The following is a 15,020-nucleotide window of genomic DNA, read 5'->3' as shown; positions in this document are numbered from 1 at the left end:
AGCCTCCCCGGCTGGAAGATGTTGCGGCATAGGGGGATTGCCGACAGCGGCAAGTGGGTGTATGTTGAGGCGTTCGAACGGATGTTCGAGCAACGCAGGGGTCATGCCGTTCCCGACCCGAATCGTTACCAAACATCGGGAACGGTAACGATCTTGTAACCAAGATCGACACGAATAAAGAGGAGGGATAACCTCCGATCTCAAACAGAGGGGAGATTATGGTCACCAGATCAAACCGCTATAAGCGGCGAGGTTGCTTCGACAACCTTCGGTTGACCGGGGAAACCTTCAGCTAAGGGGCTCGATACGCCGTGCCCGGCACGGTTCACATCTCCCGCCAAATCAGGGTTCGCGGCATGCTGGCCTACCCTCAAGGTTGACTCGTAACGCCCTCGGGTGTCATTGTTAAGCGTTACCTATCAACGTTAGAGCTGATGCCGACCCGAAAGGGGCGCTGCCAAATGGGCCGCAAACCAATCCTTTCGCTCGCAGAGATCGAACCTCTCATGCGGCAAGGGATGACTCAGAAACAGATTGCCGAGATTATGGGGGTTTCCCGGCAAGCGGTATCCAAGTTCATCGGAGAGCACGGAGAGCACCTACTCACCCCCCGGCAAGTAGTGGCGAAGCATTTTCCATGGAGAGTTCCTAACCATTTACTTCAGGTATCGCCGTACAAGCGAATGCGCGATCACGGGGAGTGGTTCGAAACAAACGGTGAAGGCATGTCGCCGGAGAAGTTGCAACGTCTCCGGTGGTGGTACCGATACATCAGAAACGAAAACGTAGTCTTAGAGTTCGATCCAGATATCGCCCCCGAGCCGGGCGTGAGTAACAAAGGGGGATTCGCCTACCGCCCGAGGGTGGCGAGTGATGGGAAGTTGCTGTTTCGGGTAAACCGGCACACTAAGGAGATGACCCCAGAAATGCACACCATCTGGGAGCTGCCGGAACCCGAGGATCAGCCATAGTCGTTTAGGGTATGAAGGGGAAGGGTTATCTTGATTGGCGTTACCGCACAGAGTTTATCTGTTGCATCACCAACGTTGCTGAATGCAAATACGACAATTATTGCGGGCCAACTTTGCCTTGTGGTCCGTCGCTCTGAACGCCTGAAGAAACACCAGCCTCTCTATGTTCCAGTCGCTGAATATCTGGCCGCGCATCATCATCATTGGATCGGCGAATCGGAATATCGAGACATGGGGATGATGGCTAGGTGGTGCATCGAAACCACCTATGCCATCTTCGGCAGAAAGACAGCTTGATCAAATCAATCCAGAGTTCGACTGAGCGCACCTCGGTAGGAGTCTTGCAAAGTAGGGGGAATTAGTTTCGATTCGCCAGAGAGAAAGACGAGCGTTCGGGGCGCTCGCTCTCTGCCGACAAGCCAAAGGGTCAAGTAAAGCCGGGAATCGTGCTGTCTAAATTCTGATTATGAACTATCCGCTGCCTCGGGCAGCTCTTTTAATGCCTGTAAGTTGATTCGTAACGTAAGGTGACGTTTTGCCCGCTATCGTCTATATCCAATGGAACGCGAGCCGCGCCGTGACCGGCGAACCGCTGGCCCTTGCCGTCTTCTCTGATCGCACGTTCGAATACATCCCCCATTCGGAGTTCTGAAAGTTGATTAGTAACGTCATGATCGAAGCTCGCCGAACACCACTGCCTGCTGTCTTCAGTTCATACATGGACATGATCTATGACCCAGACAAAGCAATCAGCGACGCAAAATCGGTGCTGAAAGATGTCCAGTTCGACACCTTGGTAGGTACCGGTCTATCGGGCGCATTGATGATTCCGACACTGGCCCGAGCGTTGAGCGTCGAATTCCTTCTTATCCGCAAACCTAACGACGGATCGCATGCACGGTCCAACTGCGAAGGCCGACTGGGCGAGAAATGGCTATTCGTGGATGACCTGATCGAGTCCGGCAACACATTGCAGCGGGTCTATCAAGAAGTCGGAAAGGCCGCAGCAGAACGCAGACATGCCACAGGGTTTGTCGGAGCGTACCTCTACGAATCGACTCGATACCGGGACCTCGATGCCTGCTACGAACGTTGGCTGTCTCGAATTGGATCAGATAGACCCAAGTCGGTGATGCCGTCGTGCGACTGCCCGCTATGTGCATAGGACGACATGAGTAGAACACATGCGTCTGTTCCAAGATGCATTGATTGCGACAGAGAAAAGATCACGACAAAGCGCAAGGCGACCCGCGTAGGCAATCAACCCTACCTATGCGCATCCCATAGAAGAGCCCGCAAAGTCACGCGGCGCGACTACTCATGGGAACGCCACATCAACGAGACTTACGGTCTCACACCACAAGAGTATTGGGCGCTCTATGAAGCCCAAGAGGGCAAGTGCTACATCTGCGGCAGGCCGAGAGCGAAAGACCGAAAGAAGCTCTCTGTTGACCACTGCCACACAACCGGGCGTATCCGAGGTCTCTTGGACCAGCAATGCAATCGGGATGTCCTAGGGCATTTCCGGGACGATATAGCCGCATTCGAACGCGGCAAAGAATACCTGACCAATCCCCCAGCGTTTGCCGTGATCGGCGAACGCATCGTACCGACTCATGAGGTTAATAGTGACTAACATTCTCGATGATATGAAGCGCGTCCGCGACTACTTCGATAAGCGAGACGGCTTCGCGCCGCTGGCCCTTACCCGGCAAATTGAGCTGCTGGAGCGAGAAGCACGCCGAGACCTGGCCCGGCTGAAAGAAGCATTCGATGCCGCTTTGGAGAAGTCGGAATGGTACGGCTTCGAAAACTTCGAGGATATTCCTTCGGGCCTCGCGGAGTTCATGAAGGCGTTCTATGACGCGGCTACCTCGGTAGCCATTCAAACGACCTACGACAGTCTTGAATTCGCTCCGAAAGATCGTCAGTACATCGATAAGGACGGCGACTACTGGAAGTACAGCGGGGGCACATGGCACTGGAAGGCTGCACATAACGAAGTGTGGCAGGCGGCTAATTTCACCGCAGACGATAGTTACGGTCCCTTCTCTGTTCGAGCGCTTGCATGACAGCCGCTGATTCGAAACAGGAAGATTCAAGAAGCGAGACAATGCCTAACTACTCCGAAGTCACTGTGTACAGCCGCAAGAACTGTCCACAATGCAACGCAACGAAGATCTATATGCGGAAGCACGGCGTCGCCTTCACCGAAGTCGACATCACATACAAGCCGATTGTCTCGGCTGCCTTGATCGAACAAGGCTTCAAAGAAGTTCCCATAGTCGAATGGTTCATCAATGGCACTGCCGGATCATGGTCCGGCTTCGAATCGGAGTCTATCGAGAACCTTGCCCATCTGATCAAAGGTGACCAGTAGCCATGTGCGAGGACTGCAACGAAATACCAGAGCTTTGCCTCTGTGATGACTGGGACCACGAAGAGGAGTATCCGTACGAGTGAATGACCCAATCGTCATGAGCGTGGACACAGAAGAATTGAATAAGGTAATCCGCCGCGCCGCGAACGCAGTTGTCTACGAGTGGCCTTCGATCATCGAAGCTGATGATCTAGCCCAGGAGCTTTGGATTCAAGTTCTGGAAAGCCCCGCCACATACGCATTCTTGGAAGACAAGACAGCTCGTGAACGGATGAATCTACTCTGCCGGATGGGGCACCGTATCGCGGTTCGACACCGCAACAACAATGTTCGGTTCTCTATACAGGTGCAATACGGCGTAGACGACATCAAAGCAGCGCTGACAGGTCAATCATTGTGGCCAGAAATTGCCGAAGATATTGCACGCGGCCTAGCTGCCCTGCAAGAACGAGATGAGGACTATTCCGACCGCTATGTCGAATCTATCCAAGCTTTTGTTCACAACGAGGCCCCCGCGACAGAAGCCGAACGGAAGCGCCGAAGCCGGGCCTTCGTCGCATTGACCGAAGAAACCAATGCGGGCGTCCGTCGGCTCTTCTCTGCATATGAAGCTGAACCAGCGCGAACACTTGGTGATGGTCCGGGCACCAAGCGTCGAACCTTCGCGGAGGTGAGCAGCCCGAAGAGCGTCTTTGATTCAGAGTTCAATTCAATGCCTGGCATAGACATGTACCGCTCATGGGTGGAGCCGGACATGTATCCGAATGAACAACCCGCACGGGTAGAGAACTGGTCTACCTATGACCGAGAGGATTGCTGGAATGGCTAGTAGCCCCGTTCAAACAACAGGCGGAATCCCGTTGGCATGGTTTGTTTTCAGTATCGTGCTGACATTGAAATTGGCTGGAGTTGTTGCCTGGTCTTGGTGGTGGGTCTTCGCCCCGCTGTGGCTTCCCGTCCTGCTCTTTCTTGTCGGAACAGGAATCCTCGCAGTAGTCGCATTCTGGCCCAAGGACGAAAAGTGAGAGAGACCAAGAAGCGCACGATGCGGGTTACTAATGCCATCTGGACAAGGTCCGGGATTCGGCTACAGGTAACCGACCTGGATACCGGGGAAGTCTTTCGATGGATGCCGCATGAGTTCGCGAAGGAACTTGAAGGACTCGTCTGGGAAGCCGATTGGACCACCTACCGACATGCGGGCTATCCGATAGCCAAAATCGGAAAGTGACCGCACCACCTACAGCACAATCACGGAGAAAGTCACATGAAGGTTTACACCGATAGTTTTCTGAACGCGGTTGCTAACTACCTCCGCAAGACTGACGAACTCGACATTGCAGAGGTGTACACGTTCGAGGAGCGAACCCAGTACACAGGCGGCTGCGATACATGCGGATATGACGAGACCGTAGTTGACATTTCGTACAAGGATTTCGACGGTCGCATTCGCGAATACACGTTCAGCGGCAACTTTGCACAGCTGGTCCGTGGTCTCACCGAGTGTTGACAGGTAAGCAGGCTTGGGCCGTGCTGTTCGCAATAGTTGCCATTCATGAGATGACCGCAGCCAAGGGTCAGCTTCTATCGGAAGAAGTAGACCGGCAGCTACTAAAACACCCTGCCTCAACAATCGTGTTCGGTGCCGTCACTGTGGGGCATCTCTACAATCTACTTCCCCCAAGTGTTGACCCTTACCATCAAGCCGCCCGCTTGGTGCGAATCATTCGAGAAAGGGTTACTTGACCGACTACAACATCCCACGCAAATACGGTAAGCCGTTCCTATTAAATCCGGAAACAGGTCAGTCAGAAGTCTATGAGCGGGCGAGCACGCTAGCGAAGGTGCTGGACGAAGAGGGCGGACTAACCTTCTGGAAACAATGCATGACCGCCATCGGAGTAGTCAAGCGCCGATCGCTGACACTCCAGATCTCGTCTCTGATCTCGCGTGACGGAGATGAAGCCTACGACCGGAACAAGAAGCAGTTTTTCGGAATCCTGAAAGCCGCTACTGAAGCCGCCGGGTCGGGAACGAAAGCCGAATCTGGTACCGCTACGCACGAATTCACCGAGGTTATCGACCGGGGTGAATGGCCGGAGTACATGCCTGAAGAGATCGCCGGTCCGATGCGGGCCTATCAAGAGGCCATGCAGCCCTATCGGGTAGTCGATAACGAGCCTTTTGTAGTCGTAGACAAGATCAGGGCAGCCGGTTCTATCGACAAGCTTGTCGAACGTGACGGCAAGGTTCAGGTTTGGGATCTCAAGACCGGCCGATCGACACCGAAGTATCCGTTAGCGCCATTGCTACAGCTGGCGATCTACGCGCATGGTGAACGGTACAACCCGGAAACAGGTGAGCGAAGTCCGCTACACGAGAATATCGACCTCACTACCGGTGTCATGATTCATCTCCCGCTTGAACCTGTCGACGGCGCTTATGTCTGCCACTTGTATGAGCTGGACCTTGTTTATGGCTGGAACGCCGTACTTCTGGCACTACAGGTTATCGAGACCCGCAAGGTTCCTCCGCTCCAGCGAATCAACTAATCATCAGAGAGGGAACACTTTGGCAGGATTCCAGAAAGCCAATGACTATGTGGAAGTCAACGAACGGATTGTCGAATTCCGTGAGAAGCATCCGCATGGTTCTTTCCAGCCTGTTGACCCGAAGAACCCGTTCGAGGTCAAAGAGATTGCCGGACAGACCGTGATTGTCTACACCGCCGCCGCGTATCGCACACCTGATGACGAACGACCCGGCATCGGGGTAGCCCAAGAAGCCTTTCCCGGAAAAACGCCCTACACCAAAGGTTCAGAGATTCAGAACGCGGAAACCTCCGCTTGGGGTAGGGCAATCGTTGCCGCCCTGGCCGCCGATACGAAGCGCGGTATTGCCAGTGCAACCGAGGTCCGCAACCGGCAAGCCGAACAGGCCGCAGAGAATACGGAACCACCTACAGCCGCAGACACAACCCGAACCAAGATTTTCGCTACTGCCCAGAGCAAGGGAATGAGCCCTGCCGACCTGGCAGGGATCTATCACGATGCCGGGGGTAAGGGAAAGCTCAGCGAGACCGATGATGCCGATCTTCTCGGCCGAGTGTTGGCCGCAGTCGAATCGGTAGGTAATGCCGCGTGAGTTCGAAACAGCGGCGCTAGGTTACGCGGCACAAGGGATCGAGGTCTTTCCCTTGAAACCGCGAACCAAAATCCCGCTCACCGAACACGGAATGAAAGACGCCAGCGCCAACCCGGCACAGATCCGGGAATGGTGGCAGCGCTGGCCTACCGCAAACATCGCTATACGCCCCGCAGAGGGCCTAATAGTCCTCGACATAGACCCAAGGTCGGGCGGAACCCTCGAATCCCTAGGGGCGCTTCCAGACACATGGACCGCCCGCACAGGCGGGGGCGGTTGGCATGTGTGGATGAGATACCCAGACAAGACCAAAGCCAAGCTATCCGGGTGTTCTGGCGTCGACATCAAAACCCATCACGGCTACCTGGTCGCACCCCCATCTATCCACCCGCACGGCGGAACCTATGCGTGGCTGAATGACGCCCCCATTGCCAGGCTCCCGAACCATCTGCTGAACCGGGTCCGTGCGATCACCGCACCGCTTGTTCTTCCCGCACAGGCGAGTGCAGGCACCAGTACAGGCAATGGGCTCGCCGCGTGGCTTATGCAAGCGGTCGAGGGAGAGCGGAACAAGTCTTTGCATTGGGCTGCCTGCCGGGCATTGGAGACAGAGACAGCAGCGGCAACGCTCGCTGAAGTAGTCGACGCTGCCCGACGTATAGGGCTCAGCGATTGGGAGATAGAGAACACCGTGAGATCGGCACACAGAACCATCCGGAGGTGAACACGTCGAAACGATAATCAGACCTAAACCGATCGGCGAATACACCCGTCGCCAATACACGTATGACTGGCTCGTGCCGGGCCTGCTGGAAAGACAAGATCGGCTTCTACTGACCGGTGCAGAAGGTGGGGGCAAAACTGTCATGTGCCGACAATTCGCGGCAACACTCGCCGCTGGCCTACATCCGTTCACCGGGCATCTGATCCCAGGACAAGAAGCCGGATACCGCGTATTGGTGATCGATGCCGAGAACTCCGAGCAGCAAACCGCACGCGGGTACAAGTGGATTCTCAATAAGGTACAGGCGATCCGAGAAGAACAAGGTTTGACCGGCGAATCCTGGCGTGACAATCTATTGGTCAGTTGTCATCCATCCGGTATCGACCTTCAGAGCCCGAACGATATCAACCAGGTCGATAAGGCACTCAGCGATATCGCGCCAGACATGCTAGTTGCCGGACCGCTGTACAAGCTGCATATGGCGAACCCGAATGAGGAAGCGCCGTTACGGCAGATCGTTGGCACGATTGATTCGATGCGGGAGCGGCATAACGTTGCCTTGATCACCGAATGCCATGCAGGCAACGGCACAGGGCCACAGGGGCAACGAGACATGCGGCCCATCGGTTCTTCTCTGCTCAGGCGTTGGCCGGAATTTGGCCTAGGTATGAGCCGGGCGAAAACAGATCCGGGTGTAGGCCGTGCACAGATAGTCGATCTATTGCCATGGCGAGGGGGCCGCGATGAACGCGACTGGCCAGACCAGTTGAAACACGGAACATACCTGCCATGGCAGGCCACCGACCCAGAATATTTCGACAAAGTCTCCAAATGGGACTACAACGAATAACCCTTTCAAATCTAATGGAGGAATCCGACCCTATGGCATTGCCGAAGGTTACCGGCATCGGCCGACTCGTCCGTGACCCTGAAATCAAATTCCTGCCCTCTGGCATCGCGGTACTCGACTGCGCTATCGCGTTCAACAAAGCGAAGAAACTAGAAGACGGCACGTGGGAGAACACACACAACATCATCTTTAACGCGAAGGCATGGCGGGATACAGCCGAGCAGATCGCTGAAGCCGAGTTCAAGAAAGGCGACGCGGTAGAAGTATCGATCAGCCCGTATCAGAGGAAATGGAAGACACGCGAAGGCGAAGAGCGACTGAGCCTTGATGCAGATATTTTCGAATTCCATAAAGCTCCCGCGTTCGGCGAAGAATCCAAGCTAACCGGCACTCCGGGCGCTGTGTCTTCGGAGAATTCTCCCTCACGAAGCGAAGCCGCCCAATCCATGGATAGCGGGTGGGGTGCAATCTAGTCGCCGAGAGAACCCCTAGGTGCGGGTTATGCAAGTACCCGCACCCCAACGGGACACTTCCAGACAAGGCCATATGCACACACTGTCAGCCACGACGCAACGGCACCGAGGCAAAGCCTCCGGGAAGCCCTGTAGTGAGAACTCCAGGGCGCAGCGCAGATCAATGGATGAGATCCGGCCGCATGCTGAACCCTCCTACAGCCGAGGTCATCGCCAAACATCGATTCGAGACCGAGCGTTGATCTCAGCATTGACACGTAACTACCAAAAGGGCTAGATGTCTGACTTCTTCGAAGCACTGCACGCAACCGCCACTGCCGACGAGAATTCAGTGAACCTCGTCACTGTAGGCGCTGAACAATACGGAACCATCTATTTCGTAGATGCAACATACTCATACGACGAAAAAGAAGAAAAGTATGTCATCTACGGCGATAACACCATAGTCGAGTTCAACAAAGACAAGGTCATCTTCATCTGTAGCCGCCGCTTCTCCCCCGAAGAAGTGCAACAGATCATCACCGACTCAGACGAAGGCGAAGAACAAGCATTCACCTGATCACCTCTCCATCTATTCGTACTGATCACTTCTGACCATTGGAAGGTAGCCCAATGAGCTTCAACAACATCATCCCCGGTTTCCTTATCGGAGAACTGAACGAAATGACTGCCCGCGTAGCCGAGCTGGAACGAGAGAACACGGCACTGCGCGCCAAGCTCGACAACCGAAAGAAGCTGACCAACCGAGACGTGACGCTTATCCGCCGATTCCGGCTCAGTGCTGGGCTCACACACCAGGAACTCGCGGACACGTTCGAGGTGAACCGCGCCACTGTATCCAGGATTCTCAACGGCACCTATCACAAGGCTGTCTGACGAACTTGAATCAGGAGATCATGACTGTCGCCGATCTGATCGAAGCATTATCGAATATGCCGCAAGACCTCTCGGTCCGTGTTTATATCCCGGATCGGGACTATGGCGACTATTTCGAAGACGTTTGCGGTGTCACGCTAGATCCAGGCGGATATGTCGAACTGGAGTACTAATGTCAAGCCCAACGCCGTTCTTCGCCGGTATGTGCTGTATCTGTTTTTATCCGATCAGTCCCGGAGAGTACGCAAGAGACGAGAAAGGCGAATGGGATGCACACAAAGGCAAGTGCGCCCAAGAAGCCGGAATCAAGGAAGTTGATTGAGAGATTACGACGCTGATCAACGAGTGATGGTCGCGCGAGAGGAAGTCGTTAGATCGGTGCTTCGATATCTTTCGGCCGATCGAGCCGAAGAATCAGCACACGCCGCGTGGAATGTCGAGCTTGCGGAAGAACAAGTCAGCTTGGCCGCGCGCGCTCTGACACAAGCTGTGGACGTTACGCCGAACAAACCCGTTGGATGGTAGGGAGCATTGACAGAGCTTGTAATCACCCGAGGCTATCCCGGCAGCGGAAAGACTACGTTCGCCCGGCAGTGGTGCACTGAAGGGCCAAAGCGGGCGCGCGTCAGCCGAGATGACTACCGGCTGATGTTATTCGGTAAAGAGGGCATTCTTTCCCCGCAGGAAGAGAACCAGGTTACGGCGGTCCAACAGGCCGCCGTTTCTCGTCTTCTGACTGACGGCTACAACGTGATCGAAGACGGTACGAACCTCCGCAAGAGATACGCCCGGCGTTGGGCGGACCTCGCTCAGCGCCACGGCGTAACGTTCAAAGTAGAAGACATCCTTACCCCGGCTCTGATCTGCCAACATCGCAACTACGAACGAGGCTTCACCGGAAGAGGCCGATACGTAGACCCAGACGCTATCTCGAAGATGGCCGCGAAGTTCCCTATAGGCACTTGGCCGGAGATCGAAGCTACGTCCCAGACTCTGTTCGAACCGTATACGCGAGATCCGTTGACGCCGAAGGCGGTCATCTTCGATCTCGACGGGACACTAGCCCACATGAGCGGGCGCAGCCCATACGACTACACCCGAGTCCATGAAGATGCGGTAGACGAAGATGTTCGGCGGATTCTCTGGGCTCTCCAAGAGTTCTTTGAAGTCCTCATCGTCTCTGGCCGGAAAGCGGATTGCATCGATCTGACTCGGCAATGGCTGGAAAATCAGTCGATCTATCCAAGAGCAATCTTCATGCGTCAGACCGGAGACTACCGCGATGACGCGATAGTCAAGTACGAAATCTTTCGGAACCACATCGCACCGAATTACAACACGGTTGCCGTCTTCGATGACCGGAACCGTGTAGTCGACATGTGGCGTCGCATCGGTTTGAAGTGCTTCCAGGTACAAGAAGGCGACTTCTAGTGAGCCGTACAACACGGCGAGTCGGTCAAGGCCGTAAGTGGTGGAACAAAGAAGCCGGATGGGCTAGACGCATCACCAGAAGGCTTGAACGTCACCGATCCAAGAACCTTATTCAATCCGAGAACTACGACCTTGCCGCGTCGCGTCAGATAAAACCGACCGAAGGTTGGATCACGTCCTGATTCAACTTAGTTGGTGTTAGGGCGTCGATACGGATTCGAGTCACGAAGTATCTGACCCCCTTCTGATTCCGGATCAAAATCGAAATAGCTGTCCGCCATGATTCTTGTCAGCTTCTCCGGATCAGATGATCGCACAGTCAGCTCACCGTATTCATCAAGCAGAGCACGGGGCAGTTCGCCGCTCGCCGCTTGCTGAAGAACTTTTTTAACCGTGTCCATGACCTCATTGTCTTCGACGGTTCGGGCGTGCAGCACACGCCCATTCGGCCCCAAAAACTCAAGTTTCATGCCAGTACCTATCGTGACGATTCTCCGGACAGTCGCGTACAAGGGTACCTCAATCCATACGAAGGTAGCGCCTTTGAATATTGATAAGCCCAAGAACGACAACTATGCAGCCGTCGTCACTACCGTGAAGGCGGTTCTTTCTTTGCCCCACCGGGACCGTATCGTCGGTCTCCCTCTTTTCGGCCATCAGGCTATCGCCTCGAAGGGTTGGGAAATGGGTGATCTCGGCGTGTTCATCCCAGCTGAAGCGCAGCTTTCCCACGAGTACGCGTCGTACAACAACATGTACCGGCATACCGAGCTGAACAAGGATGCCGATGCAAAGGGATACTTGGAAGACAACCGGCGAGTCAAGGCAATCAAACTCGGAGGCCATACCTCCAATGCCTTGTTCATGCCGCTGTCATCGCTCGACTTCACCGGTATCGACATCTCGAAGCTTCAGCCGGGCGATACCTTCGACACCATCAACGGAATCGAGATCGTTCGGAAGTACGAGATTCGACCGGGGAACAAGGAACCGAACAACCAGGCTCCGAAGCTTCGCAAGTCCCGAGTCGACGCCAAGCTTTTCCCGGAACACGTGAGCACCGCGAACTATTGGCGGATGATTCACAACATCGATCCCTCTGACTATCTGTATGTGACACAAAAACTTCATGGGACAAGCGTCAGAGTCGGGAACGTGCCGGTAGCGCGCAAGCTGACATGGCGAGACCGATTCGGCAAGTTCATCGGTGCCAGAATCCAAGACACCGAATACGACATGGTCTATGGATCACGCCGAGTGATCAAAGACGCCAACGCGAATCAGAACCACTTCTACGCCTCCGACATCTGGACATCGGAAGGCAAGAAACTCGATGGACTCATCCCTTCCGGTTACCTGGTCTTCGGTGAACTCGTCGGCTGGACGCCGGACGGCACACCGATTCAGAAGGGATACACGTACCAGGTACCGCAGCGACAGGCACGCCTTTACGTCTACCGCGTCGCCACGGTCAATGCTCAGGGCGTCGTTACTGACCTCTCCTGGCCTCAGGTGCGGGAGTTCTGCCGGAATCTGGGTCTGAGTACCACTCCGCTTCTGTGGAGCGGCTACGCGGACAGGTTCAACGCTGACGAGTGGATGAATGTCCGGTACGCCGATGATTGGGTCGCCGCCTACATTGATCAGCCGGTTCCGTTGGAGCCGGGTACGACCGTGGATGAAGGCGTGGTGGTCCGCGTGGATGGACTGACGCCAACCCTATTGAAGGCGAAGGCGTCTCAGTTCCTGGAGCACGAGACCAAACAGTTGGATGCGGGAACGGCTGACCTGGAAAGCGTCGGCTGACAGAACGACCGGTAACCCCCGTGGAATCCACGGGGGTTGTTTCTGTACGGGGGTTACCGGCCGGGCGAATTCAAGCGGCAGCAGCGACAGCGACAGGCTTCTTAGCCGGAGCCTTGCGCGGGACACGCTTCACCGGCTTCTTAGTTGCCGCCTTGTTCGCCTCCGCCTGATCACGAATCATCATCGTAAGGTGAGTAACCGCCAGAAGCACCAACGGCGGCACCGCCGCGATACCGACCGCGATAGGCGAACCGGTCGTAATCCAGGCGTGCAAGCCGTTACCGGCAGTCGACAATGCCGCGCCGACCATAAGCAGCGTCCAGGCATACCAAGCGCGCTTACGCATCACATCTGCCGCGAGCGTGGACACGATTACCAAGCCATCCACGATGAGCGGGAAAGACCACGGGTGCGGTGTCTGGAAGTGCTCGGCAAGATCCGACAAGGCAGTGTAGGAGACCAAGAACGAAAAGCCGCCTACGGCAATCGTTCCGGCGTACGCCGCATGGACAGCGGTCACGTTTGCGAGCGTCTGACGGATTCGGGTTACCATGGTGATGCACCATCCTTCATGGTGTAGTCGAGCCCTCCGCAATGGTTAGCCGCCCTGCGGAGGGCTCGCATTCGTTTGATGGCGTGACGCTAACCGCCTTTGTGATCCATGGTCAACAACCAGATTCCGAGTCATCCACATCCGCTATCGATGTGGTCTATTCGCCTGTTCGTCAGGCATCCATCAGCTAACCCGGTAGGTCTTGATCTGCCGCATCCACTCTCGAAAGGTGTTTATGTCTACACAGACCGAATGGTTAACCCGCCGCGAAGTAGCCGCCCGCTTGAAGTTCTCGCCGAAGACCTTGGCCAAGTGGGCCACGCTAGGGACCGGACCGAAGTACGAGCGGAAGGGCAACGGCCACTGCCGGTACCGCCTCTCGGATGTAGTCGCTTGGGAAGAAACAGGTTTCAACTAGACGGGCACGGCCCGCGAGAGAAAGGGTCGAACGAATGGCACAGAACCGCCTTGTACCTGGCGCGGAGCCGGACAAAGAGAAGCTGATACCGGTCAAGGGCAGCGACGGCAAATGGCGGCTTACGGAGGTCCGACACCGGACCTTCAGCGGCACCATCGTTCGATCATCCGGCACGGGCCGCACGAAGGGCGAGTGCCTAAAGGACTTCTGGCAGGCGTGGGAACGCAACCGGAGGAAGGGCACCAAGCGCAAGCGCGTCACGACTCGTGACACCGCTCCACTTACATTGCAAAGCAAGATGAGTGACGCGTTTGCACTCTTCAAAAGCCATGCCGAGCAGAAGCACAAGCAAGGCAAGATCACTCATCGCACCCTCACCGCCTACATGCAGGCGATATACCCCAGCGACGCAAAGACTTGGCGCGTCAAAGAAGACGTGATCCGGCTGGACACGGAGATGGGGAACCTGTCGATCGGCGAGGCATCGCAAGTGTGGTTTCTGACTGATTACCTCGCTGACGTGGCCGAAGAGCGCCCCGGAGTCGCAGCCGCTCAAGCGGGAGTGCTGTCCGGAGTGTTCCAAATGCTGACCACGATGGGGCTTTTCGAATTCTCTCCGATGAAGCTGGTAACCCGCCCCAGTTCGCAAGGCGGACAACAGCGCGCCCTGAATCCAGCCGAGCGGCACGAACTGTACCGAATGCTGTGCGTACACCGACGAAACCCACGTGCAGCCCGATGGTTGATGCCGCTGACACTGTTCGTGCTCGGTACTGGTGTCCGGCCGGGCGAAGCTGCGGCGATCCGATGGACAGACATCAGCGGCTTGGACAACGAATACGCCGTGGTCTCCATCGAAGCAACGATCGTCACGGAGACAGGTAAACCGGCCTACAGACAGCCGAATCGGAAGGCAGGCCAGTCGTACTACGTGACGCTGCCAAAGTGGCTCACGAGCGCAATGCGGGAGTGGTTCGCGTACTGCAAGCCCACCGACCCGTACGCAATGGTGTTCACCGCCCGAAACGGTGGCCGGAACAGCGGCATAGTCGACCCGACTACCGCAGAAGACCGGCTTCGGTACCTGAGGGCAGGAACCTCGCTTGAGTGGGTCACGTTCGGCAATCTGCGCGATACCGCCGCGACCGAGGTCAGGGGCCGGACCGGAGACGCACGACGGGCTAGCGCCCAGCTGGGACATACAGAAGGCTCTTCGATGGCACTGCGGCACTACATCGATCCGAACGGATACGTTCGCCACGTGGTCGACAACGCCGAAGCGCTGGAGTGGCTGAACCCTCAAAACTCCGGAAAAGTGACGGAATGGGGCTTCAGCGGAGTTGTGAAAGCGGCTTGACCTGCGACGTTCCCTCAATCATGGGATACAGCGGATA

At 55.8% G+C, this 15,020-nt stretch carries 23 protein-coding genes and 1 pseudogene; 22 read left to right on the top strand and 2 right to left on the bottom strand.

All coding sequences use genetic code 11. The annotated features are described in order from the left end of the window. Positions 1-461 precede the first annotated feature (461 nt). The 19 genes and pseudogenes from NVU01S_RS41105 (at position 462) to NVU01S_RS42995 (ending at position 10,849) form a co-directional block, all read left to right on the top strand. On the top strand, positions 462-971 hold the full coding sequence (locus tag NVU01S_RS41105) for a helix-turn-helix domain-containing protein (RefSeq protein WP_043680904.1): 510 nt from the start codon (positions 462-464) through the stop codon (positions 969-971). 30 nt (positions 972-1,001) lie between these two features. Beyond that, positions 1,002-1,268, top strand: coding sequence for a hypothetical protein (locus NVU01S_RS43965; protein ID WP_156161940.1), 267 nt, complete (start codon positions 1,002-1,004; stop codon positions 1,266-1,268). A gap of 421 nt (positions 1,269-1,689) precedes the next feature. Next, positions 1,690-2,136 (top strand): phosphoribosyltransferase, encoded by a 447-nt coding sequence (locus tag NVU01S_RS43960; protein ID WP_156161939.1) that lies wholly within the window; start codon positions 1,690-1,692, stop codon positions 2,134-2,136. 6 nt (positions 2,137-2,142) lie between these two features. Beyond that, a pseudogene (locus NVU01S_RS43010) lies at positions 2,143-2,481 on the top strand (endonuclease VII domain-containing protein); the annotation flags it as partial. Between the two features lie 118 nt (positions 2,482-2,599). Continuing rightward, entirely contained in the window at positions 2,600-3,043 is a 444-nt protein-coding gene (locus NVU01S_RS41100) for a hypothetical protein (protein WP_043680899.1), read from the top strand. A 41-nt stretch (positions 3,044-3,084) separates the two neighbouring features. Continuing rightward, a complete protein-coding gene (locus NVU01S_RS41095; RefSeq protein WP_043680895.1) occupies positions 3,085-3,351 on the top strand; it encodes a glutaredoxin domain-containing protein in 267 nt (88 codons plus the stop codon). Between the two features lie 79 nt (positions 3,352-3,430). After that, positions 3,431-4,180, top strand: coding sequence for a hypothetical protein (locus tag NVU01S_RS43955; RefSeq protein WP_156161938.1), 750 nt, complete (start codon positions 3,431-3,433; stop codon positions 4,178-4,180). Continuing rightward, on the top strand, positions 4,173-4,376 hold the full coding sequence (locus NVU01S_RS43950; protein WP_043680889.1) for a hypothetical protein: 204 nt from the start codon (positions 4,173-4,175) through the stop codon (positions 4,374-4,376). Before NVU01S_RS43955 ends, NVU01S_RS43950 begins: the two co-directional genes overlap by 8 nt. Before the next feature lie 242 nt (positions 4,377-4,618). Next, positions 4,619-4,861 carry a hypothetical protein gene (locus NVU01S_RS41090; RefSeq protein WP_043680886.1) on the top strand — a complete coding sequence of 81 codons (243 nt, stop codon included), beginning with the start codon at positions 4,619-4,621 and terminating at the stop codon, positions 4,859-4,861. A 50-nt stretch (positions 4,862-4,911) separates the two neighbouring features. Next, a complete protein-coding gene (locus NVU01S_RS45600; protein WP_425287706.1) occupies positions 4,912-5,097 on the top strand; it encodes a DUF7427 family protein in 186 nt (61 codons plus the stop codon). Next, on the top strand, positions 5,094-5,903 hold the full coding sequence (locus tag NVU01S_RS41085) for a PD-(D/E)XK nuclease family protein (protein WP_043680883.1): 810 nt from the start codon (positions 5,094-5,096) through the stop codon (positions 5,901-5,903). The genes NVU01S_RS45600 and NVU01S_RS41085 overlap by 4 nt, the downstream gene beginning before the upstream one ends. 19 nt (positions 5,904-5,922) lie before the next feature. Then, on the top strand, positions 5,923-6,495 hold the full coding sequence (locus NVU01S_RS43945) for a hypothetical protein (protein ID WP_156161937.1): 573 nt from the start codon (positions 5,923-5,925) through the stop codon (positions 6,493-6,495). After that, positions 6,485-7,219 carry a bifunctional DNA primase/polymerase gene (locus tag NVU01S_RS45570; protein ID WP_082032413.1) on the top strand — a complete coding sequence of 245 codons (735 nt, stop codon included), beginning with the start codon at positions 6,485-6,487 and terminating at the stop codon, positions 7,217-7,219. The genes NVU01S_RS43945 and NVU01S_RS45570 overlap by 11 nt, the downstream gene beginning before the upstream one ends. A 13-nt stretch (positions 7,220-7,232) precedes the next feature. Further along, positions 7,233-8,069 (top strand): ATP-binding protein, encoded by an 837-nt coding sequence (locus NVU01S_RS43000; RefSeq protein ID WP_082032412.1) that lies wholly within the window; start codon positions 7,233-7,235, stop codon positions 8,067-8,069. Between the two features lie 32 nt (positions 8,070-8,101). Then, positions 8,102-8,542 carry a single-stranded DNA-binding protein gene (locus NVU01S_RS41080; RefSeq protein ID WP_167829458.1) on the top strand — a complete coding sequence of 147 codons (441 nt, stop codon included), beginning with the start codon at positions 8,102-8,104 and terminating at the stop codon, positions 8,540-8,542. 277 nt (positions 8,543-8,819) lie between these two features. Next, positions 8,820-9,101 carry a hypothetical protein gene (locus NVU01S_RS41075; RefSeq protein ID WP_043680880.1) on the top strand — a complete coding sequence of 94 codons (282 nt, stop codon included), beginning with the start codon at positions 8,820-8,822 and terminating at the stop codon, positions 9,099-9,101. Between the two features lie 53 nt (positions 9,102-9,154). Continuing rightward, positions 9,155-9,418: a helix-turn-helix domain-containing protein gene (locus NVU01S_RS41070; RefSeq protein WP_043680875.1), complete on the top strand. Its 264-nt coding sequence runs from the start codon at positions 9,155-9,157 to the stop codon at positions 9,416-9,418. Between the two features lie 20 nt (positions 9,419-9,438). Beyond that, entirely contained in the window at positions 9,439-9,591 is a 153-nt protein-coding gene (locus NVU01S_RS43940) for a hypothetical protein (protein ID WP_156161936.1), read from the top strand. A 358-nt stretch (positions 9,592-9,949) separates the two neighbouring features. Continuing rightward, complete coding sequence (locus tag NVU01S_RS42995; protein WP_082032410.1) at positions 9,950-10,849, top strand: phosphatase domain-containing protein; 900 nt, start codon at positions 9,950-9,952, stop codon at positions 10,847-10,849. A gap of 188 nt (positions 10,850-11,037) precedes the next feature. Here NVU01S_RS42995 and NVU01S_RS43935 read toward each other — a convergent pair whose 3' ends face one another. Further along, positions 11,038-11,319 (bottom strand): hypothetical protein, encoded by a 282-nt coding sequence (locus NVU01S_RS43935; RefSeq protein ID WP_156161935.1) that lies wholly within the window; start codon positions 11,317-11,319, stop codon positions 11,038-11,040. A gap of 73 nt (positions 11,320-11,392) precedes the next feature. On the opposite strand from NVU01S_RS43935, the gene NVU01S_RS41055 reads away from it, so the two are divergent. Further along, positions 11,393-12,655: an RNA ligase family protein gene (locus NVU01S_RS41055; protein WP_043680950.1), complete on the top strand. Its 1,263-nt coding sequence runs from the start codon at positions 11,393-11,395 to the stop codon at positions 12,653-12,655. Positions 12,656-12,725: 70 nt separating this feature from the next. Here the strand turns inward: NVU01S_RS41055 and NVU01S_RS41050 are convergent, their stop codons facing one another. Continuing rightward, positions 12,726-13,175: a DUF2637 domain-containing protein gene (locus NVU01S_RS41050; RefSeq protein ID WP_244467521.1), complete on the bottom strand. Its 450-nt coding sequence runs from the start codon at positions 13,173-13,175 to the stop codon at positions 12,726-12,728. 268 nt (positions 13,176-13,443) lie between these two features. Between NVU01S_RS41050 and NVU01S_RS42990 the strand changes: the two genes are divergently transcribed. Both NVU01S_RS42990 and NVU01S_RS41045 read left to right on the top strand, forming a co-directional pair. After that, positions 13,444-13,626, top strand: coding sequence for a helix-turn-helix transcriptional regulator (locus NVU01S_RS42990; RefSeq protein WP_082032418.1), 183 nt, complete (start codon positions 13,444-13,446; stop codon positions 13,624-13,626). A gap of 34 nt (positions 13,627-13,660) precedes the next feature. Then, positions 13,661-14,983, top strand: coding sequence for a site-specific integrase (locus NVU01S_RS41045; protein WP_043680867.1), 1,323 nt, complete (start codon positions 13,661-13,663; stop codon positions 14,981-14,983). The last annotated feature ends 37 nt before the right edge of the window (positions 14,984-15,020 follow it).

The sequence above is a fragment of the Nocardia vulneris genome (assembly GCF_001613425.1).
In the GTDB taxonomy this organism is placed as follows: domain Bacteria; phylum Actinomycetota; class Actinomycetes; order Mycobacteriales; family Mycobacteriaceae; genus Nocardia; species Nocardia vulneris.
Note: the sequence above shows the minus strand (reverse complement) of the source record. Positions and strands in the feature narration are given on the sequence as shown.